Origin of the sequence: Pseudomonas sp. SZ57 (genome assembly GCF_009495975.1) — a bacterium.
Taxonomy (GTDB): Bacteria; Pseudomonadota; Gammaproteobacteria; order Pseudomonadales; family Pseudomonadaceae; genus Aquipseudomonas; species Aquipseudomonas syringae.
In genome coordinates this window covers 623648-644504 of the sequence record NZ_WIBD01000003.1, presented here as the reverse complement: position 1 = coordinate 644504, position 20857 = coordinate 623648, and the positions used below count along the sequence as shown (strand labels likewise).

At 58.0% G+C, this 20857-nt stretch carries 17 protein-coding genes, 2 tRNA genes and 1 pseudogene; 8 read left to right on the top strand and 12 right to left on the bottom strand.

What is annotated here, in order from left to right; all coding sequences use genetic code 11:
* Positions 1 to 3: 3 nt before the first annotated feature.
* The 9 genes from tolQ to GE543_RS06560 all read right to left on the bottom strand — a co-directional run bounded on the left by tolQ (position 4) and on the right by GE543_RS06560 (position 7794).
* On the bottom strand, positions 4 to 699 hold the full coding sequence (tolQ, locus tag GE543_RS06600) for a protein TolQ (RefSeq protein ID WP_002554655.1): 696 nt from the start codon (positions 697 to 699) through the stop codon (positions 4 to 6).
* Positions 689 to 1156: a tol-pal system-associated acyl-CoA thioesterase gene (ybgC, locus tag GE543_RS06595; protein ID WP_003409399.1), complete on the bottom strand. Its 468-nt coding sequence runs from the start codon at positions 1154 to 1156 to the stop codon at positions 689 to 691. Before ybgC ends, tolQ begins: the two co-directional genes overlap by 11 nt.
* Before the next feature lie 134 nt (positions 1157 to 1290).
* Positions 1291 to 2352 carry a Holliday junction branch migration DNA helicase RuvB gene (gene ruvB / locus GE543_RS06590; protein WP_003409396.1) on the bottom strand — a complete coding sequence of 354 codons (1062 nt, stop codon included), beginning with the start codon at positions 2350 to 2352 and terminating at the stop codon, positions 1291 to 1293.
* Positions 2353 to 2961 (bottom strand): Holliday junction branch migration protein RuvA, encoded by a 609-nt coding sequence (ruvA, locus tag GE543_RS06585; RefSeq protein WP_003364731.1) that lies wholly within the window; start codon positions 2959 to 2961, stop codon positions 2353 to 2355.
* A gap of 86 nt (positions 2962 to 3047) precedes the next feature.
* On the bottom strand, positions 3048 to 3572 hold the full coding sequence (gene ruvC, locus GE543_RS06580; protein WP_003314361.1) for a crossover junction endodeoxyribonuclease RuvC: 525 nt from the start codon (positions 3570 to 3572) through the stop codon (positions 3048 to 3050).
* A 130-nt stretch (positions 3573 to 3702) separates the two neighbouring features.
* Positions 3703 to 4449, bottom strand: a complete 747-nt coding sequence (locus GE543_RS06575; protein WP_003314360.1) for a YebC/PmpR family DNA-binding transcriptional regulator — start codon at positions 4447 to 4449, stop codon at positions 3703 to 3705.
* Between the two features lie 116 nt (positions 4450 to 4565).
* Entirely contained in the window at positions 4566 to 6341 is a 1776-nt protein-coding gene (aspS, locus tag GE543_RS06570) for an aspartate--tRNA ligase (protein WP_002554661.1), read from the bottom strand.
* A gap of 292 nt (positions 6342 to 6633) precedes the next feature.
* On the bottom strand, positions 6634 to 6978 hold the full coding sequence (locus tag GE543_RS06565) for a ribbon-helix-helix domain-containing protein (protein WP_003314357.1): 345 nt from the start codon (positions 6976 to 6978) through the stop codon (positions 6634 to 6636).
* A gap of 342 nt (positions 6979 to 7320) precedes the next feature.
* Entirely contained in the window at positions 7321 to 7794 is a 474-nt protein-coding gene (locus GE543_RS06560) for a Dps family protein (protein WP_003314356.1), read from the bottom strand.
* A 469-nt stretch (positions 7795 to 8263) separates the two neighbouring features.
* Here GE543_RS06560 and GE543_RS27625 point away from each other — a divergent pair, with 469 nt between their 5' ends.
* Positions 8264 to 8872, top strand: a complete 609-nt coding sequence (locus tag GE543_RS27625; RefSeq protein WP_003409391.1) for a cold-shock protein — start codon at positions 8264 to 8266, stop codon at positions 8870 to 8872.
* A gap of 64 nt (positions 8873 to 8936) precedes the next feature.
* Here the strand turns inward: GE543_RS27625 and GE543_RS06550 are convergent, their stop codons facing one another.
* Both GE543_RS06550 and GE543_RS06545 read right to left on the bottom strand, forming a co-directional pair.
* The gene (locus GE543_RS06550; RefSeq protein WP_003364741.1) at positions 8937 to 9143 is read right to left on the bottom strand and encodes a SlyX family protein; all 207 of its coding nucleotides are present in this window, start codon (positions 9141 to 9143) and stop codon (positions 8937 to 8939) included.
* Between the two features lie 2 nt (positions 9144 to 9145).
* Positions 9146 to 9571, bottom strand: coding sequence for an HIT family protein (locus GE543_RS06545; RefSeq protein WP_371927105.1), 426 nt, complete (start codon positions 9569 to 9571; stop codon positions 9146 to 9148).
* A gap of 859 nt (positions 9572 to 10430) precedes the next feature.
* On the opposite strand from GE543_RS06545, the gene GE543_RS06540 reads away from it, so the two are divergent.
* From GE543_RS06540 to GE543_RS06530, 3 genes are all read left to right on the top strand, one after another.
* A complete protein-coding gene (locus tag GE543_RS06540; RefSeq protein ID WP_003409388.1) occupies positions 10431 to 11753 on the top strand; it encodes an OprD family porin in 1323 nt (440 codons plus the stop codon).
* A 171-nt stretch (positions 11754 to 11924) separates the two neighbouring features.
* A complete protein-coding gene (locus tag GE543_RS06535) occupies positions 11925 to 13640 on the top strand; it encodes a proline--tRNA ligase (protein ID WP_103688363.1) in 1716 nt (571 codons plus the stop codon).
* A gap of 65 nt (positions 13641 to 13705) precedes the next feature.
* Entirely contained in the window at positions 13706 to 14662 is a 957-nt protein-coding gene (locus tag GE543_RS06530; RefSeq protein WP_153221030.1) for a hypothetical protein, read from the top strand.
* A gap of 48 nt (positions 14663 to 14710) precedes the next feature.
* Here the strand turns inward: GE543_RS06530 and dinB are convergent, their stop codons facing one another.
* On the bottom strand, positions 14711 to 15772 hold the full coding sequence (gene dinB, locus GE543_RS06525; RefSeq protein ID WP_046236774.1) for a DNA polymerase IV: 1062 nt from the start codon (positions 15770 to 15772) through the stop codon (positions 14711 to 14713).
* Positions 15773 to 16033: 261 nt separating this feature from the next.
* On the opposite strand from dinB, the gene GE543_RS06520 reads away from it, so the two are divergent.
* From GE543_RS06520 to GE543_RS06505, 4 genes and pseudogenes are all read left to right on the top strand, one after another.
* Positions 16034 to 16110 (top strand) — tRNA-Met (locus GE543_RS06520).
* Positions 16111 to 16411: 301 nt separating this feature from the next.
* Positions 16412 to 16488, top strand: a tRNA-Met gene (locus GE543_RS06515).
* Positions 16489 to 16862: 374 nt separating this feature from the next.
* A pseudogene (gene mprF, locus GE543_RS06510) lies at positions 16863 to 19480 on the top strand (bifunctional lysylphosphatidylglycerol flippase/synthetase MprF).
* Entirely contained in the window at positions 19480 to 20814 is a 1335-nt protein-coding gene (locus GE543_RS06505; protein ID WP_046236737.1) for a virulence factor family protein, read from the top strand. Before mprF ends, GE543_RS06505 begins: the two are co-directional and overlap by 1 nt.
* The last annotated feature ends 43 nt before the right edge of the window (positions 20815 to 20857 follow it).

The following is a 20857-nucleotide window of genomic DNA, read 5'->3' as shown; positions in this document are numbered from 1 at the left end:
TGCTCACTCTTCGCTGGTGTGCACTTTACGGTGCAGGATGGCCTGGAACTCGTCAGCAAACGTGTAATAACGGCTGATCAAGGTCTCACTGCGCGCGGCGAAACGGTTGTAGGCAATAACGGCCGGAATGGCTGCAAACAGGCCGATGGCCGTTGCAATCAGTGCTTCGGCAATGCCCGGTGCTACGGTAGCCAGCGTTGCCTGCTGCGCAGTCGCCAGACCGCGGAAGGAGTTCATGATCCCCCAGACAGTACCGAACAGACCGACATAAGGACTGGTAGAACCGACGGTCGCCAGATACGGCAGACCGGCTTCGAGTTTCTCTTCCTCGCGGGAGATGGCAACACGCATGGCGCGCGCCACACCTTCCATGACCGCATCAGGATCGACGCCGGACTGCTGACGCAGACGCGAGAACTCCTTGAAACCGGCACGGAAGATCTGCTCGACGCCCGAATCCGGATCGGGATTGCTGCCCGCCTGACGGTACAGTTTGGACAGATCGATACCCGACCAGAAACGCTCTTCAAAGCTGTCCAGTGCACGTCGACCTGCGCGCAGCATGTTGCTGCGCTGAAAAATCACGATCCACGAAGTGACCGAAGCAGCTACCAGAATCAGCATTACCAACTGAACAACAATGCTGGCATTGCTGACCAAACTCCACATGGAGGAATGGTCGACGACGTTAGCTTCCACGCTTTATCTCCTGCTCTGAATGTATGCCCGCGCCGCCCTGGTCGGCGAAGGCCGCTCGCAGAGCTTCGGGAATGGCCCGGGGTTTAAAACTATCGGCGCGTACACACGCCACCAGGAACTGCCCTTCACAGAGCAGAGTTGCATCCGACGCCCGCCTGATCTGCTGGTTAAAGCGCAGGCTGACGCGATTCAATTCGGTTACTTCTGCACTGACGAGCAACTCGTCATCCAGCCGCGCCGGCTTGTGATAACGAGCCTCACTGGAGTGCACGACAAATAAAAGGTTTTCCTGCGCCAGTTCGGATTGGGCAAAGCCCAATTCCCGTAGCCGCTCGGTACGAGCCCGCTCCATGAATTTCAGATAATTGACGTAGTAGACGATGCCGCCGGCATCGGTGTCCTCGTAATAAACGCGACAGCGATGTGCGAACGACTGAACCCCGTTTTGCGCGCGCATACTCTAGAGCTTACTCCTCAGGTTGCCAATCGGGTCAGGCAACTGTTTTTCAACGTTTTGCCACTTAGTTACAGGTATCGGCGGCAGGACTGGCAATGTGACCACGCAGACTGCAAATAAATTGCAAAGCATCGCTATAAATCCACAGGCTCGTCGCCAAAATCATCCGGTACCGGTATCTCGCCCATCCTCGACGGGATATTCAGGCCGAAATGCAGATACGCATGCCGGGTCACCACACGCCCTCGAGGTGTGCGCATGATATAGCCTTGCTGGATCAAATAGGGCTCGAGTACGTCTTCGATCGTATGACGCTCTTCGCTGATGGCCGCCGCCAGGCTGTCCACGCCCACCGGACCACCGTCGAACTTCTCGATCATGGTCAGCAGCAAACGCCGGTCCTGATGATCGAAGCCGTGCTCGTCGACGTCCAGCAGGTTGAGGGCCTTATCGGCTGTCTGCCGGGTAATCTGCCCGTTGCCACGAACTTCGGCAAAATCCCGTACGCGACGCAACAGGCGGTTGGCGATACGCGGCGTGCCACGGGCGCGCCTGGCAATCTCGAAAGCGCCCTGCGGCTCGATGACCAAACCCAGAATGCCTGCCGAGCGCGAGACAATCGTCGAAAGATCAGCGATGTTGTAAAACTCGAGTCGCTGCACGATGCCGAAGCGGTCGCGCAACGGATTGGTCAGCATGCCGGCACGAGTGGTCGCGCCGACCAGCGTGAACGGCGGTAGATCAAGCTTGATCGAACGCGCTGCCGGACCCTCACCGATCATGATGTCGAGCTGGAAGTCTTCCATTGCCGGGTAAAGCACTTCCTCGACGATCGGCGACAGACGATGGATCTCGTCGATGAACAGCACGTCATTGGGTTCGAGATTGGTCAGGATCGCGGCCAGATCGCCGGGCCGCTCGAGGACCGGGCCGGACGTACTCTTGATCGACACGCCCATTTCCTGGGCGATGATATTGGCGAGCGTGGTCTTGCCCAGGCCGGGCGGACCGAAGATCAGCGTGTGGTCCAGCGCTTCGCTGCGACCACGGGCAGCCTGGATGAACAACTCCATCTGCTCGCGCACGGTCGGCTGGCCGATGTAGTCCGCGAGGCTCAGTGGCCGAATCGCGCGGTCCATCTGTTCATCACGATCACGGCCACCAGTGGCGGTTATCAGGCGGTCGGCGTCTATCACTTAACCCATCCCCTTCAACGCACGGCGAATCAGATCCGCACTGCTCAAATCTTTTTCCTTGATGGCGGAGACAGCCTTGCTCGCCTCCTGAGGTTTGTAGCCCAGCGAAATCAGTGCGCTGACCGCATCGGATTCTGCCGACGCTACAGGCTCAGCCTGATTGGGGCCATTGGAAACCAGCGTAAAGGTCCCTGGCAAGGACTCCCAGGCCTTGAAACGATCCTTGAGCTCGACCAGCAGACGCTCGGCGGTCTTCTTGCCCACGCCGGGAATGCGCGTCAGCGCCGACGTGTCCTGCGCCTGCACGCAACGCACCAGCTCATCGACTTCCAGACCGGACATCAGCGCCAGTGCCAGCTTGGGGCCGACGCCATTGAGCCGGATCAGCTCACGAAACAGCTCGCGCTCGCGCTTTTCGTAGAAGCCGTACAAAAGGTGCGCGTCCTCACGGACCACCAGGTGGGTGTGCAACGTCACCGTCTCGCCAACATGCGGCAACCGGTACAGGGTGGTCATCGGCACTTCCACCTCATAGCCGACACCGTTGACATCCAGCACCAGATGCGGAGGCTGCTTTTCGGCGAGAGAGCCGCGTAAACGTCCAATCACGTTTCAGATCCTTTCGTGTTGCCTGTCGCTCGCGCGAAGAAGTTGAACACCGTCATCATAGAAAATATGCGGACACATAATGCCAGTCAGAGCCGCAAGCGGCCGCCGCGACTGCGCGCAGTGGCCAACCCGTGAGGAATCAGACTGGAGCGCGTATGCGCGTGGCACAGGGCGATGGCAAGGGCATCGGACGCATCGATTTGCGGCTTTTGGGTAAGCTTGAGCAGATGCATGACCATCATCATCACCTGTTCTTTATTGGCACCGCCGGTTCCTGCAACGGCCTGCTTGACCTGGGTTGCGGTGTATTCGGCAATTTCCAGCGCTTCCTCGGCACCCGCCACGATGGCTGCGCCCCTGGCCTGCCCCAGCTTCAATGCCGAATCGGCGTTACGCGCCATGAAAACCTTCTCGATGCCCATCGTCACCGGTCCGTAGGTCTTGATGACCTCCCGCACACCGCGATAAACGATCTGCAAACGCTCGTGCAGCTCGCCGCTGCCAGTGCGGATGCAGCCCGACGCAACATAGACACAGCCGCGTCCGGTGTCGCGTACCACGCCATAGCCGGTAATTCGCGAACCGGGATCGATACCAAGAATAAGAGTCATAACGCCTGCAGCTTGAGAAGGTCACGCAAAACAATAGGTGCAGCATAAAGGCAGAAGCCGGGGGCCGATAGCTGCGCGTTGCTCACAGCTTCGTTCCCCCGGCTTCCGACCTGGTGTTGCCTGTGAGCGATCAGCCCAGCTGTTCCATCACTTCGTCCGGGATTTCCGCGTTTGAATAGACGTTCTGCACGTCATCCAGGTCTTCGAGCATATCAATCAGCTTGAGTACCTTTTCGGCGGTTTCCAGATCAAGCACAGCGCTGGTGGTCGGCAGCATGACGATCTCTGCATCTGCAGCCTTGAAGCCCGCTGCCTCCAATGCGTTACGCACCGCATAAAACCCGGAGAACGAGGTGAACACATCGATCGAGCCGTCTTCATTGGTCACGACATCGTCAGCATCGGCCTCCATGGCAGCCTCGATCAGCGAATCCTCATCGACACCGGCAGCGAAGGAGATCTGGCCCTTGCGATCGAACAGGTAGGCAACAGAACCGTCTGTGCCGAGATTGCCGCCGCATTTGGTGAACGCATGACGTACAGCCGCCGCAGTACGATTGCGGTTGTCGGTCATGGTTTCAACCATGACCGCCACGCCGCCCGGACCATAGCCCTCGTAACCCAGCTCTTCGACATCATCACCGTCGGAGGCCCCTACTCCTCGCGCCACCGCACGATCAATGGTGTCACGGGTCATGTTCGCACCAAGCGCCTTGTCCAGCGCCAACCGCAGACGCGGGTTGGAGCCGGGATCACCGCCACCCTGACGCGCAGCAACGGTCAGCTCACGGATCCACTTGGTGAAAATCTTGCCTTTCTTGGCATCCTGACGCTCTTTGCGGTGCTTGATGTTCGCCCACTTAGAATGACCTGCCATTTTTCGCTCCAGATTCTTTTTGAAACACCTTCACCTTTCGCCCTGAAAAACCGGGCAAAAAGCTTCACTCAATAAGGGCAGATACAGGGCGTATCGACGATACGCCCTGTCCGGCATCACTCGGCCTTCGGCTGCTCGCGCAGACGGATGTGCAGCTCGCGCAACGCTTTGGCATCGACAACGCCAGGCGCCTGGGTCATGACATCGGCCGCGCTCTGGGTTTTCGGGAACGCAATCACTTCACGAATCGATTGCGCGCCGGTCATCAGCATTACCAGACGGTCCAGACCGAAAGCCAGACCACCGTGCGGTGGCGCGCCGTATTTCAAGGCATCGAGCAGGAAGCCGAACTTCTCCTGCTGCTCGTCTTCGGCAATGCCCAGCAGACGGAAGACCGCCTGTTGCATTTCCTTGCGATGGATACGGATCGAACCGCCGCCCAGCTCGGTGCCGTTGAGCACCATGTCGTAGGCACGCGACAGCGCGGTCGCCGGGTTGGCCTCCAGCTCTTCAGGCGTGCACTTGGGCGCCGTGAAGGGGTGGTGCAACGCGGTGAAGCTGCCGTCGTCGTTTTCTTCGAACATCGGGAAGTCAACGACCCACATCGGTGCCCACTCGCAAGTGTGCAGCTTGAGGTCATTGCCGATCTTGATACGCAGCGCACCAAGGGCCTCGCTGACGATCTTGAACTTGTCCGCACCGAAGAAAACGATGTCGCCATCAACCGCACCAACACGATCGAGGATGACGTTCAGGTTGTCTTCCGGAATGAACTTGACGATCGGCGACTGCAAGCCTTCCGGCCCCTTAGCGCGCTCGTTGACCTTGATGTAGGCCAGACCCTTGGCACCATAGATGCTGACGAACTTGGTGTAGTCGTCGATCTGGCTGCGCGCCATGCTGGCGGCGCCCGGTACACGCAGTGCGGCAACGCGTCCCTTGGGATCGTTGGCCGGGCCGCTGAACACCTTGAATTCCACGCCGGTGAGCTGATCGGCAACATCCACCAGTTCCAGCGGGTTGCGCAGGTCCGGCTTGTCGGAACCGTAGCGGCGCATGGCCTCTTCGAAGGTCATGTGCGGGAAATCACCGAACTCCAGGTCCAGAACTTCCTTGAACAGCTGACGAACCATCTTCTCGGTCAGACCGATGATGTCCTCTTCATTAAGGAAGCTGGTTTCGATGTCGATCTGGGTGAATTCCGGCTGACGGTCAGCACGCAGGTCTTCGTCGCGGAAGCACTTGGCGATCTGGTAGTAACGGTCGAAGCCAGCCACCATCAGCAGCTGCTTGAACAGCTGAGGCGATTGCGGCAGAGCAAAGAAGCTGCCCGGGTGTGTGCGGCTTGGCACCAGATAGTCGCGAGCGCCTTCCGGGGTGGCGCGGGTCAGGATCGGCGTCTCGACGTCGAGGAAGCCGTTGTCATCCAGATAGCGACGGATACTGGTAGTGATGCGCGAACGCAGACGCAGCTTCTCGGCCATTTCCGGACGGCGAAGATCGATGAAGCGATAACGCAGACGTGTTTCCTCGCCCACGTCGGAATACTCATTCAGCGGGAACGGCGGCGTTTCGGACTCGTTCAACACCTCGAGCTCGTAACCCAGAACCTCGATGGCGCCTGACGCCATGTTCGCGTTCACGGCACCTGCCGGACGAGCACGAACCTTGCCCACGACCTTGACCACGTACTCGCTGCGCACGCGATCAGCGGCAGCGAAGCTGTCGGCACGATCCGGGTCGAACACGACTTGAGCCATGCCTTCACGGTCGCGGATATCGAGGAAGATAACGCCCCCGTGGTCACGACGACGGTGGACCCATCCGCAAAGGGTAATTTCCTGGCCTTCCAGACTCTCGTTCAGTTGGCCGCAATAATGGCTGCGCATCATGATGGTGTTTTCACTTCTCGTAATTCGAATTCGGTGGCGATTTCGCTCCTGGCTTGCGCTCAGAGGTACAAGGCACCGGCACAAGGCTAAAGCCGGCCCTGGCCCACGCAGAGTCACGCCCGCTAGCAAGACGGAGGATTATATAGAGTTAATTGGCACCGTGCAGCCGGACGAACCTATTAACGACCGGATAAGCTCATGATCACCCCGCGCAGCCGAGCCGTTCGCTCGCGCTGCGGGGGAAAGCGCAGGCCCACCTGAGCGAGCCCACAGGAATGAGGATAAAGCCACGCTAGACGTGAGAATTTTCCAGGCAGTCGCCCTTCAAAAGATGCGCCACACAGACAACACGAATCAAACCACTGAAATTCTTCACACCTCCGTACCGTAAGTGAACCTCCCGATCAATGTAGGACAGTACCGCATTGACGGAGCACTCATTACTACTGGCGATACCTGAAAGAATGTTCCAGTACACTTTCTCCAGACGCAGGCACGTCGCCAGGCCGTTAAGTCGAACGGATTTTGAGTGCGGCTGTGCCAGCGTCATATTGAAATCCTCGACAAAAGGATCATGGCGTATTTCCACCTCTCGGTGCAGCAACTTAAGCTCTCGCTCAGCACTTCGTAACATCATAACCGCCACCTTCGAATCATTGAATTTTAAACACCAAAAGAAATATTCAAAAACAAATAAATGTCCCGATGTATAAAACATGATTGGCGATTTTATAGCCAGAAGCCCCTACACGTTGTCACTGTAGGAGATGGCTACAGGAAACAACGGAATATCGTTATTAACCCTGAAGGGGACACCAATAAAAGCGAGGAGAGCTGCAGCGCAGCTGCGCGACTGCTGGGCTTCGGCTTGCCCGAGCGATTGCGCAATGAAAGCAGGTGCAGGAAGTGACAGGTGTGACGGGCGAAGAACAACTCAGGAACGGGACGAGTAGCACTTGAAGCCACTCGTCCCTGGCCGTTACTTGGACTCAAGCATCGAGCGCAGCATCCAGGCGGTTTTCTCATGAACCTGCATGCGTTGCGTCAGCAGGTCAGCCGTCGGCTCATCACTAACCTTATCCAGAAGAGGAAAGATACTACGAGCAGTACGGACAACAGCCTCTTGACCCTGCACCAGACTTTTGATCATATCTTCAGCACTGGGTACGCCTTCTTCTTCCTTGATGGAAGACAGGCGCGCATACGTCGAATAAGTACCCGGCGCCGGAAAGCCCAGAGCACGAATACGCTCGGCGATGGAATCAACCGCCAGTGCCAGTTCGTTATACTGTTCTTCGAACATCAAATGCAGCGTGCGAAACATCGGCCCGCTGACATTCCAGTGAAAGTTGTGAGTCTTGAGGTAAAGCACATAAGTATCCGACAGCAGATGCGACAGACCGTCCACGATCGATTTGCGATCCTCTTCACTGATACCGATATCGATTGCCATGTTTCATGCCCTTTTGGTGAGGATTGAAAAGCAGTAAAGACGACTACTCTATCAAGAGAACCCGAATGGCGCAGCTTTCCGTTGGCAGGACGATGTCTGCTGGCAGCGACTCACACCAGCCCCACGGCTATTCACAAGGGGCTAAAGCGGGCGCCTGGGGCAGAAAATCCTCGCGCGCCTGGAAGAATCATCAGCAAAATACGCCAGAGCGCTCTGTTTCGGCATCCGCAGACGTATTAAAGGACAGAGGACTGCCAGGGCCGGAGAGGCCCCCTTACCATTATCGATTGCTGATTTGAGTAGGATCAGGCTTTGCTGTTAAATACACGCCGTGTCGCCAACGAGTTGTCATCCAGCGCTGGCACATAGGCCGGCCCGGCGCCCGTGCATCACGCCTCATCTTGTTCAGAAGCGTACCGGGCGTTACCAGCTATTTCTTGTAATCCTTCTTGCATGTGAGCTTTTTAAAATGTTGAAAATCGTCCATCTGGTAACGGGAGCGGCAGCCCTGTTGCTTTCTTTCATACCGAGCCTGCGTAGTGAAGCGGCATCTCTCTACCTGCAAAATCCTGACGCGATTTGCCTGGCTTTTCTAGGACTGCTTAACCTGATACTCGCTCCGGTCATTCCTTACTGGAATCGAGGCCCGCGTCATAATCTGCAAAATCTGGTCAGTGCGCTGCTTGTCATCGCGGTAATCGTACAAACGTTAACCTTGCTTGTTCCTCTACCCGACATCGCCGGTCAACCTGCCATTCTGGTGAGCCTGGCTGTCGCCATCGTAGCCGTCGCTCTGCACCTGGGCGTCAGCTTTTACAGGTCTTACACCCCCTCGTCCGCGCCGCAAAGCCACGATATGGGAAATCGTGATACTGGCACCGTAAAGTGGTTCAACACCTCCAAAGGCTTCGGTTTCATCTCCCGGGATTCCGGCGACGATATTTTCGTGCATTTTCGCGCCATTCGCGGTGAGGGTCATCGCGTACTGGTCGAAGGACAGCGCGTCGAATTTTCCGTGATGAACCGCGACAAAGGCCTGCAGGCCGAAGATGTCATTGCAGCCCTGCCCCGCCGCTGATTGTTTCAAGCAACAAAAAACCGCGACCTCCTGACGGAAGTCGCGGTTTTTTTATGGCAGCCGATCAATAGTGAGGTGGCGGCGCATCTTCCTCGAAGGTCTCGAACTGACTGCCCATTTCCTCCTGACGCTTGAGCATCGCCGCCATCTGCAGTTGCAGATGATCAAGCTCGCGCCGCTGCTTTACCAGCACGTCATTGAGTGCCTGGATCGTATCGTCCTGAAAGGCCATACGGCTTTCAAGCTCCATGACTCGCTCTTCAAGGCTCATGATTACGCCTCCTCAAATCGAAAATCATTTGTCAGTACCGGCTTCAGCTGCCGGCGGATTGCCGAGAGCTGCTCGTCGGTATAAGCGATGGCAGCCTGCTTGCCCCACACGGGCGCAGGCCAGGCGGCATCGTCACGTTTGCGCACGATGACGTGCATATGCAGCTGGCTCACTACGTTGCCCAAGGCGGCAACGTTGATTTTATCCGCATCGAAGAGCTCGTTAAGCACCTTGGCCAGCGCACTCGTTTCCTGCCACAACTGCATCTGGTCTGCTGCACTCAGCTGAAAGACTTCGGTGATGTCTGCGCGGCGCGGCACCAGAATGAACCAGGGGTAGTGGCTGTCGTTGGAGAGCAGTAACCGGCACAGCGGAAAGTCGCCAATCGGCAAGGTGTCTTGTTGAAGACGGGAATCCAGAACGAACACGATAAAAAGCTCCTGATTGCCAGGTGAATGCACCTGCCCTGTCGGTAACAGGGTGCTGCGATAGACGGGCAGGATACTAGGCTTCGCGTGAGGCTTCACCTATGCACCAGAATGCACCAACCACAACGGTCGCCGCACCGATTTGACGCCACTGGCTGACGGCGGATCCTGCTGTAAACAGCCTCACCTTGAACCACTGCCTTACAATTGCCTGCCTCGCGTACATGAAAATGAAACATCCATTGCATCACCATGACCGCCATCCAGAGCAATGCTCCAGGTTCAGGCGAGCCCGATGGGGAATGCACCAAAATCACACACTGCTGTTGCGACAGCAACACAACGGATTCGTTTTCTACTCAATGTAAGCCTATACCGGTAACGTTTTTGGACGAGAGGGGCAGAAACCACCCTTGGTGCAGAAAAGCCAGAGGCATTTTCAAAAAATAAAAATAGTCAGTTAAAACAGCTAGATGGAGCAAAAATGCGATCTTGATTCTGATTTTTCACAAAATTTTTTCATTTTCGGAAACTTTGTGCACGCTTGTTGCTTTATCACCCATATGATCACGACATCCCTGGCGGAAAACAGGGGTGACAGAATCAAGGGAAAAACAAGGCTTGCGACCCTGAGGGACGCCGTGACGGACCGCACTTTGATCGATCCGACAAGGTGCAGAATGCCACTACAGGCTAGCTCGGCTGCGCGTCGTAAAGATTCTGAAAGGATAAGGCTGTAGCTATAGCAACCCAAGTCAGCGTGATATAGATTCCGCCGACAAAAATAGAAAGAGCCGCCCAGATAAAAAAACAGGTGGGACGGCAGACAAATCTTCTAAAAACCAAAGGAGCAATCACGATGAGAGTGATGAAGTGGAGCGCAATCGCACTGGCCGTTACGGCAGCCAGCGCCCAAATGGCAACAGCCGCACCTTTCGTCAGCGATCAGGCTGATGCCAAGGGCTTTGTGGAAGGCAGCACCCTTGACCTGAAGTTGCGCAATTACTATTACAACCGTGACAAGAAAGCTGGCGCTGACGACGATCGCGACTGGACCCAAGGGATCCTGGCCAACTTCAGCACCGGCTACACCCAAGGCACTATCGGTGTCGGCGTCGAGGCTTTCGCCTACGCTGGCGTCAAGCTGTGGGGCCCGGACAAATACTCGGGTTCCGGCAACCTGATCACCGACGCTGCTGGTAACAACGAAAATACCCAGTCCAAAGCTGGCGGCGCAGTCAAGTTCCGCATTTCGAAGACCGAGTTGAAAATCGGTGACATGCAGCCTACAAGCCCAGTGTTCGGGGTTGGCGGCTCGCGTCTGCTGCCTCAGACAGCTAGCGGTCTGAGCCTGCAAAGTAGCGAGATCGCAGGTCTTGATCTTGAAGCAGGGCACTTCTACTCAGGCACCAGCCAGGACGATACCAGCCATAATGGCAGCATCTGGGCAACTTATGCTGGCGTCCAAGCCAACAGTGCTGATTTCGCTGGTGGTAAATACGCGATTACCGACAGCCTGGGTGTTGCATTCTATGCCGCCAAGCTGGAAGACGTCTGGGATCAATACTACGGTAACGTGAACTACGCCCTGCCCCTGGGCAATGATCAGTCTCTGGCATTCGATGCGAACATCTATCGCACCGTTGACGAAGGCAGCGCCAAAGCCGGCTCGATCAGCAACACCGCGTTTTCCGGTTCCGCAGCCTACTCGTTCCTTGCTGCCCATACCGTGACCCTGGCGTTCCAGAAGATCAACGGTGACACGCCGTTCGACTACATCGGTATCGGTGACAACAACCGCGGTGGCGACTCGATCTTCCTGAACAACTCGATCCAGTACTCCGACTTCAACGGTCCGGGTGAAAAATCCTGGCAGGTCCGCTACGACCTGAACATGACCCCGTACGGCGTTCCAGGCCTGAGCTTCATGACCCGCTACATCAAGGGTACTGACATCGACGGCACCAAAACACCTACCGGCAGCGCTTATGCTGGCCTGTACGGTGCAGACGGCGAGCACCACGAAACCAACCTTGAAGCCAAATACGTCGTACAGACTGGCCCGGCCAAAGATCTGTCCTTCCGTATGCGTCAGGCATGGCACCGCGCCAACGCCGACCAGGGCGAAGGCGACGTCAACGAGTTCCGCCTGATTGTCGATTACCCGATCTCGATCCTGTAATCACCGCTCAGCACTCGTTAATAGAAGAAGCCCGGCACATGCCGGGCTTTTTCATGAGCCCATGAAAGCGCTTCAACTCCACCTGCAAGCCAGCCCCGCCCTGTACGCGACCGGCGCACCGCCGTACAATGCCAGGTCATTTCCTGTCTCAGCAACCGACAACGGCCAACCATGCGCACCAGTCAATTTTTGCTCGCCACACAGAAAGAAACCCCTTCCGATGCGGTCGTGGTCAGCCATCAGCTGATGCTGCGCGCCGGCATGATTCGCAAGCTGGCCTCCGGCCTCTACACCTGGCTGCCCATGGGCCTGCGCGTACTGCGCAAGGTCGAAGCCATCGTTCGTGAAGAAATGAACGCCGCAGGCGCACTCGAAATTCTGATGCCCGGCATTCAACCCGCAGAGCTGTGGCAGGAATCCGGACGCTGGGAGCAGTATGGCCCGGAGCTGATGCGTCTGGTCGACCGCCACAACCGTGAGTTCTGCCTGGGCCCGACCCACGAAGAAGTCATCACCGATCTGGCACGCAACGAGCTCAACAGCTATAAACAGCTGCCGATCAATATGTACCAGATCCAGACCAAATTCCGTGACGAGATCCGCCCACGCTTCGGCCTGATGCGTGGACGCGAGTTCGTCATGAAAGACGCCTACTCGTTCCACGCCGATCACGAATCGCTGCAGGTCACCTACGACCGCATGCATCTGGCGTACAGCAACATCTTCACCCGACTGGGCCTGAAGTTCCGCCCGGTCGAAGCGGATAACGGCTCGATTGGCGGCGCAGGCTCGCACGAATTCCACGTACTGGCCGAATCCGGCGAAGACGATATCGTGTTCAGCGACGGCTCCGACTATGCAGCCAACATCGAAAAGGCCGAGGCGATTCCTCGCGAGAAGACGCGCCCTGCCGCTACCGAAGAGCTGCGTCTGATCGACACGCCGAACGCCAAGACCATCGCCCAACTGGTCGAAGGTTTCGGTCTGCCAATCGAGAAAACCGTCAAGACGCTGGTGGTGCATGCTGCCGAAGAAGGCAAGCTGATCGCCCTGATCATCCGTGGCGATCACGAACTCAATGAAATCAAGGCCAGTCAGCTGGAACAGGTCGCCAATCCGCTGGTCATGGCGTCCGAAGCCGAGCTGCGCGACGCCATCGGCGCAGGCGCGGGTTCACTGGGCCCATTGAACCTGCCACTGCCGTGCATCATCGACCGTTCTGTCGAGCTGATGAGCGACTTCAGCGTCGGTGCCAACATCGACGACAAACACTATTTCGGCGTCAACTGGGAGCGCGATCTGCCGGTTCCGACCGTTGCCGACCTGCGCAACGTGGTTGCGGGCGACCCAAGCCCGGACGGCAAGGGCACGCTGGAAATCAAGCGCGGCATCGAAGTGGGTCACATCTTCCAGCTGGGCACCAAGTACAGCGAAGCGATGAAGTGCCAGGTGCTGGGTGAAAACGGCAAGCCGGTCAATCTGGCGATGGGTTGCTACGGCATCGGTGTTTCCCGAGTGGTTGCAGCCGCCATCGAACAGAACAGCGACGAAAACGGCATCATCTGGAACGATACCCTCGCGCCTTTCCAGATTGCGCTGGTCCCGCTGCGCTACGAAACAGACGCCGTTCGTGAAGCAACGGACAAACTGTACGCCGACCTGACGGCTGCCGGTTTTGAAGTATTGCTCGACGACCGCGACAAGAAGACCAGCCCGGGCATCAAGTTCGCCGACATGGAACTGATCGGTATCCCGCACCGCATCGTGGTGAGCGACCGAGGCCTGGCCGAAGGCAATCTGGAATACAAGAGCCGTACCGAATCGCAACCGCAAGCCATTGCAGTCGCGGACGTGCTGTCGTTCATCCAGGGCAAAGTGAACCGCTGAGTCAAAAGGCGCACCTGCTCGCAGGTGCGCCGCTCTTCACTCGCCCAATCCGCATCAGAGATCCCATGCTCAAACGAAGCACCTTAAGCCTCGGCAGCGCCGTTCTGTGCGGCTCATTTCTCGTCGGCGGCTGTGCCAACCAGCTCTCTCAGCGCAGCGAGCACGAGGAGCGAGTCGAACGCAAACTGCTCGAACATACCCTGCAAGTCGATATCGGCGAACCCAAGACACTGGAGTTGCCGCAACGCCGCGTGCGGATTCACGAGCACAAATCGTTCGAGGTCACCGACTTTGAAGTCACCCGCCACTATGACCGCTACACGCCTTACCAACCGTGGCGGGAGGTCTACGAGATCCCGCTCGGCGCAGTCGCTGTTGTCGCAGGTGTCGGGGCCAACGTGGTCAACGTGTTTGCGCTGGGCAATTTGCCGGAAAGCATGACCAAGGACTGGATTCACTATGGCGTGGCAGGTCTCAACCCGTTCATGAATGCCCCGTCCCACGGTCGCGCCGAGCAGAATCTGGCGAGCATCGACGAGGTTCAGAAGGACAAGCGGATCGAGAACTCCACCCTGCCCTGGAATGAACGCCCGGTGATGGTCAAGGCCGGCAATGAAACTCACGAAATGAGCACTGACCGCAACGGCATCCTGCGCCTGAACCTGCTGGACAGTCCGTTTGCCGAACAGGACCTGAGCCGCATCATTCGCATTTATATCAACGTCGAAGACGATCAGGACAGCGCGCACACGAGCGCCAGTTTGCCCATCAGCCATTCGCTACGCGGCAAGCTGCTGGAGGCGCACGCCCTGATCTACGACGACCTTGAAGATGATGAGGTCAGCCAGTGGGTGCATCGCGTCAAGCGTCTTTCTGATATGGGGCTGGAAGAAGAAGCCAGCGAGCTGGAACAGAACCTCATCGAACTGACGCGCAACGATCCACAGCTGCAGGGGGAATTTCTCAAGTCACTCGCCAGAGACGCTGGCCGCCTGGTCGCCGTTCCTGCCCAGAGCCAGTAACAAGTGCCCGTAACATGAAAGGCCGCGGCGTATAACCGCGGCCTTTCATTATCGAGAGAACAATTCCAGCTGTTCATGGGCTGCACGCAGATCGTGCAAACGTACGCCTATGCCCAGCAAGCGCACCGGCTTGCCACCGCGGGCGAACGCCTGAGCCAGCAGCTGCTCATAACTGCCCAGGTCCCTGCCGGCTCCGGACTGCTCCAGAGTCGTCTGCGTAAAGTCGTGAAACTTCACTTTGACGAACGGCTTGCCGGGCCGGTACTGCCCTTCCATTCTGGCCATGCGGCCACTCAGGGTTTCCAGCAGGTCGGGCAGCTTTTCCAGGCAGGCCGCCAGGTCGGGCAGATCCGTGTCGTAAGTATTTTCAACGCTGACTGACTGACGTCGGCTGTCATTCTGCACCGGTCGATCATCGATCCCGTGCGCCAGACTCCAGAGGCGCTCACCAAAGCTGCCGAACTCGCGAACCAGCGCGAGCTTGCTGCGGCTTCGCAGGTCGGCGCAGTCGACGATACCCAGCCGGCCGAGCTTGTCTGCGGTGACTTTTCCTACGCCATGAAGCTTGGTGACCGACAAGGAAGCGACGAAATCCTCGACCTGATCCGGCGTGATGACGAACAACCCGTTGGGCTTTTTCCAGTCGCTGGCGATCTTGGCGAGAAACTTGTTGGGCGCAACGCCCGCCGACACGGTGATGTGCAACTGATTCGAGACCCGACGACGGATGTCCTGCGCGATACGCGTGGCGCTACCGGAAAAGTGCCCGGCATCGGACACGTCCAGAAAAGCCTCATCCAGAGACAACGGCTCTATAAGGTCGGTGTAATCGCGAAAGATCGTGTGGATTTCCCGCGATGCTTCTTTATAGGCATCCATGCGCGGCTTGACGATGGTCAGGTCCGGGCAGAGCTTGAGCGCATGCCGGGACGACATGGCCGAACGCACGCCATAGGCGCGCGCCTCGTAATTACAGGTCGCAATCACCCCGCGCCGCTCCGCAGAGCCGCCTACCGCCAGCGGCTTGCCAGCGAGGTCGGGCTCGTCACGCATTTCAATGGCTGCATAAAAGCAGTCACAGTCGATGTGGATGATTTTGCGCTGCGTCATGACCTGATGGGATTTTGCAATCAATGGCCGCGCAGTATCTCATTCGTACCGCCAAGTAACATCCAATGATGCGAAAGGCCGCCATGAAAAGCAGTCAAAAGCCCATCATGTATGACCGAAACAGCTGCAAAGCCCCGTCATGCAAGCGCCGATACCGTGCAGACCGATCATCTGGATCCGCTAAGCATTTGAAGAAAAAGCACTTTTTTGAAACTAACCATTGACACCTCGTCATCTCTCTGTAGAATGCCGCCACACAGACGCGGGATGGAGCAGTCTGGTAGCTCGTCGGGCTCATAACCCGAAGGTCGTCGGTTCAAATCCGGCTCCCGCAACCAAACATCAAGAAAGGCTACTCGAAAGAGTGGCCTTTTTTGTGCGCGCCTGAAAAGCACCCTTCTCAAGCCCGGACATCGGGCCATGCCTCGCGCAGATATACAGCGCTCCCCGGCGCCCTGCGGTAAATCCTGACGGCCTGGCCTTACGCTTTCCTGATAATGCTCCACGCAGGCATGCTGCCCTGAAAACCGCGCATCCGATCCAATCGTGCAAAATCTGCACAATCTGCTACTCATTTGCATGCTTTACGGATTAAGGGTTGACACTTCAGCGTTCGGCTGTAGAATGCCGCCACACAGACGCGGGATGGAGCAGTCTGGTAGCTCGTCGGGCTCATAACCCGAAGGTCGTCGGTTCAAATCCGGCTCCCGCAACCAAACATCAAGAAAGGCTACTCGAAAGAGTGGCCTTTTTTGTTTCCGGTAAAAAAGCAGCGCGGGCAACGGCTAACTGTCTGACAAAAAAGACTATTTCCAAAGCCCTTTGAAACCCTATCATCACATCTGTAACGTAATGCGTGCATTTACGACAGTTTTTGCGTGCGCTGCCGATAGGTGTTACTAAGCTGAATCACGACTGAACCGTAGCTGAACAGCATCACCCGGCTCGATTCGCTATTCGCTCGTTAGACGTTGACGCGCTAACATCCTGAAATATTTTCTGCGTAGGGATTGGTAACTTGGCTGCATACCTCCATCCTGTCGCGCACGATCCAAGGAGTGATTGATGCGCGACAACATGTCCGATTCCAATGAAACCATTGATGCAGAGCAACCCGTCAGCCCACCGCGCCATAACTGGCGGGAGCTGCTGAGCAAATACCGACAGCCCATAGGGCTGGCGGTGATGCTGCTGTTGTTCAGCCTGGCCCTTATAGCCTGCCGCCACATGCTGGTCGAAATGGACTGGTATGCGCTGCACGATTCGCTGTTCGCAGTCCCCCTGCCCGCCCTGGGCGGTGCGCTGCTCGCGGCAATCGTTGGCTATATCATTCTGATGGGCTATGAACTGTCCGCCAGTCGGTATGCCAATGTCGACCTGCCAATCAAGACGCTGCTTCTCGGCGGATTCACCTCATTTGCCATCGGCAATGCGGTCGGCCTGTCGATGCTGTCCGGTGGCTCGGTGCGCTACAGGCTTTATTCACGCCACGGTGTAGGCGCAATCGAAATCGCCCGCATGACCGTGTTTGCCAGTCTGTCACTGGGTTGTGCGCTGCCGCCGCTGGCTGCACTGGCCACGTTGAGCAACCTGTCAGGCGCGTCACTGGCACTCAAACTTCCCGTCGACGTGCTGGCTGTAGTCGCTACAGCGGTGTTGATCGGCAGTCTGTTGCTGGCGGTGTTCGTCTACCGTCGGCGCCTGCCGGAACAGGACATCCCGCACAATATTCTGGTTCGTCTCGGTCGTCGCACCTTGCGCCTGCCGGATTTGAAGCTGACGCTGATTCAATTGGTGATCACCGCACTGGACGTCGCCGCCGCAGCGATGGTGCTGTACCTGCTGCTGCCGCATGCGCCGCCGCTGGGTGCATTCATCCTTATTTACCTGCTGGCGCTCGCGGCTGGCGTGCTCAGCCATGTGCCTGGCGGCGTCGGCGTGTTCGAGGCGATTCTGCTTGCGGCCTTTGCCAACGAGCTGGGTGCCGCCCCGCTCGCCGCTGCGCTGCTGCTGTACCGTCTGATCTACGTGATCCTGCCGCTGCTGCTGGCCTGCCTTACCTTGCTGTTTACCGAGGCCCAGCGCCTGCTGCCAACCCGGCAGGCCATGCGCGTCGCCTCAGGGCTGGCGGCACCGATTCTGGCACTACTGGTTTTCTTATCGGGGGTGGTGCTGCTCTTCTCTGGTGCCACCCCTGAAATTGATACCCGTCTGGAAAACGTTGGCTTCATGATCCCGCATCGACTGATCGATGCGTCGCACTTCGGGGCCAGTCTGGTGGGTGTGCTGTGCCTGCTGCTCGCCCAGGGCCTGCGTCGTCGACTGTCGGCTGCATGGATGCTGACCTCTATTTTGCTGCTGGTCGGTGCAGTGCTGTCGATACTCAAGGGCTTCGACTGGGAAGAAGCCAGCATGCTGCTGCTGACCGCCTGCCTGCTGCTGACCTTCCGCCGTTCGTTCTACCGTCCAAGTCGCCTGCTGGAGCTGCCGTTCTCGCCGGTCTACCTGATTGCCAGCATCTGTGTGGTCGGCGCCTCGATCTGGCTGCTGCTGTTCGCCTATCAGGACGTACCCTACAGTCACCAGTTGTGGTGGCAGTTCACGCTCGATGCAGACGCGCCGCGCGGCCTGCGTTCGGCGTTGGGCAGCGCAGTACTGCTGGTGGTGGTCTCACTGACCTGGTTGCTGCGTACTGCCAGACCGGTCATCAAGCTGCCCGACGCGGCAGACCTGGACAAGGCAGCCGAGATCCTCAAGGCATCCAAACAGCCGGATGGCGGTCTGGTGCTGACCGGCGACAAGGCGATCCTGTTCCATCCGGCCGGCAATGCGTTCCTGATGTACTCGCATCGCGGCCGCAGTCTGGTAGCGCTTTACGACCCGATCGGCCCCACACAGCAGCGTGCCGAGCTGATCTGGCAGTTCCGCGACCTGTGCGACGTGCACCATGCGCGCCCGGTGTTCTATCAGGTACGTGCAGAAAACCTGCCGTTCTACATGGACATCGGTCTCACCGCCATCAAGCTGGGTGAAGAAGCGCGCGTCGACCTGCGGCGCTTCGACATCGACGCCAAGGGCAAGGAGATGAAAGACCTGCGTTACACCTGGAACCGGGGTGGCCGCGACGGGCTTTCGCTGGAGATCTACGAACCGGGCCAGGCGCCGATCGACGAGCTGAAAGTGATTTCCGACGCTTGGCTGACGGGCAAGAATGTCCGTGAAAAAGGCTTCTCGCTGGGCCGCTTCAGTACTGAGTACCTGAAGTACTTCCGCATTGCCATCGTGCACTTCCAGGGCAAGCCGGTCGCGTTCTCCAACCTGTTGGAAACCACCAGCCCGGAACTGGCCAGCCTGGACCTGATGCGCTCTCACCCGGATGCACCCAAGCTGACCATGGAGTTCATGATGGTCGGCCTGATTCTGCATTACAAAGCCCAGGGCTACGCGCGCTTCAGCCTGGGCATGGTGCCTTTGTCGGGCCTGCAGCCACGACGCGGCGCACCCATCACCCAGCGTCTGGGTTCGATGATCTTCCGCCGTGGCGAACAGCTGTACAACTTCCAGGGGCTGCGTCGCTTCAAGGACAAATTCCAGCCCGATTGGGAACCTCGTTATATGGCCGTGCCTGCCGGACTCGATCCGCTTGTGGCACTGGCTGACACCGCCGCCCTGATTGCGGGCGGCCTGACTGGATTGGTGAAACGCTGATGATTCGACGCTCCTGGCGCCTTTTGCTCGCAGCTCTGGTAATTGTTCTTTTAATCGTGGCGCTGGGAGTGTGGGTCTGGACCCGCCCCGCTCCGCCCGCATCACTGGAACACTCGAACCTTGACGGTGGCGCGCCGCTGACCAGCGTAACGCCGGCCACCAGCATCAAGACCCGTATCGCACTGGCCGTCACCGCTGAAGACATGCTGAGCGACAAGCAATTGCTGGCGATCAGCAAGGATGCGTCGGCACGCATCATTCAGGTGGTGTTGCCCAAGGACGACTGCGTCCTGCAACAGAAGACCTTTCAGGACGCTCTGACGAAGCTCGACGGCCCGGCAAAGGTCGTCGGCGGCATAGGCCCTGGCGCGACACTGGCCTGGCGCTGGCTGGCCGGACAGACCGATGACAAGGCGCAGGCCATTTCGGTAGGTTTTGCGCTCGAGCATGCCTCGAATCCGCCGCCCGTTTTGGAAGAAGACGAGAAGCCGCCACAGATCTGCGACGTACCGCTGCCACAAAAGGCTGCGCACGGGCACTGGCTGGCCGCCTGGAACGACGCGCCGGATGATCCGAGCGCAGCGTTCGTGCGCGACCAGAGCAACGCCGACACCAGCATCAGCGACTACGACATCCCGCTGCCCCAGGTGCTCAATACCGAACTTCGTCATCTGCTGCTCGGCGAGAATGACAGCGGCGGACTGGGCATACCGACGGTCGAAGTCCCAGCCAGCCAGCCTTCAGACACCGTGACGCTGTTCATGTCCGGTGACGGCGGATGGCGCGACCTGGACAAAGTCGTGGCCGGCGACATGGCCAAGATGGGCTACCCGGTGGTCGGCATCGACGTACTGCGTTACTACTGGGAACACAAGACGCCGGAACAGACCGCCGTCGACCTCACCGACCTGATGAACCATTACCGTCAGAAATGGGGCACCAAGCGCTTCATTCTGGCTGGCTACTCGTTCGGTGCGGACGTCATGCCGGCGATCTACAATCGCCTGGCAGCAGACGATCAGAACCGGGTTGACGCAATCATTCTGCTGGCCTTCGCACGCACTGGCAGCTTCGAGATTCACGTCGACGGCTGGCTTGGCAACGCAGGCAAGGAAGCCACCACCGGACAGGAAATGGCCAAGCTGCCAGCCGCCAAGGTGTTCTGCGTTTACGGCGTCGAAGAGAAGAAAGACAGCGGTTGCACTGACACCACCGCCGTTGGCGAAGCGGTCCAGTTGCCAGGCGGTCATCACTTCGATGAGGACTATCCGGCGCTGGCCAAACGTCTGATCGACGCGATCAACAAGCGTCAGGGAAAGACTACCGCTCAGTAACGCTGCAGTCTGCGACCCAAAAAAATCCCGGCACCGTGAGGTT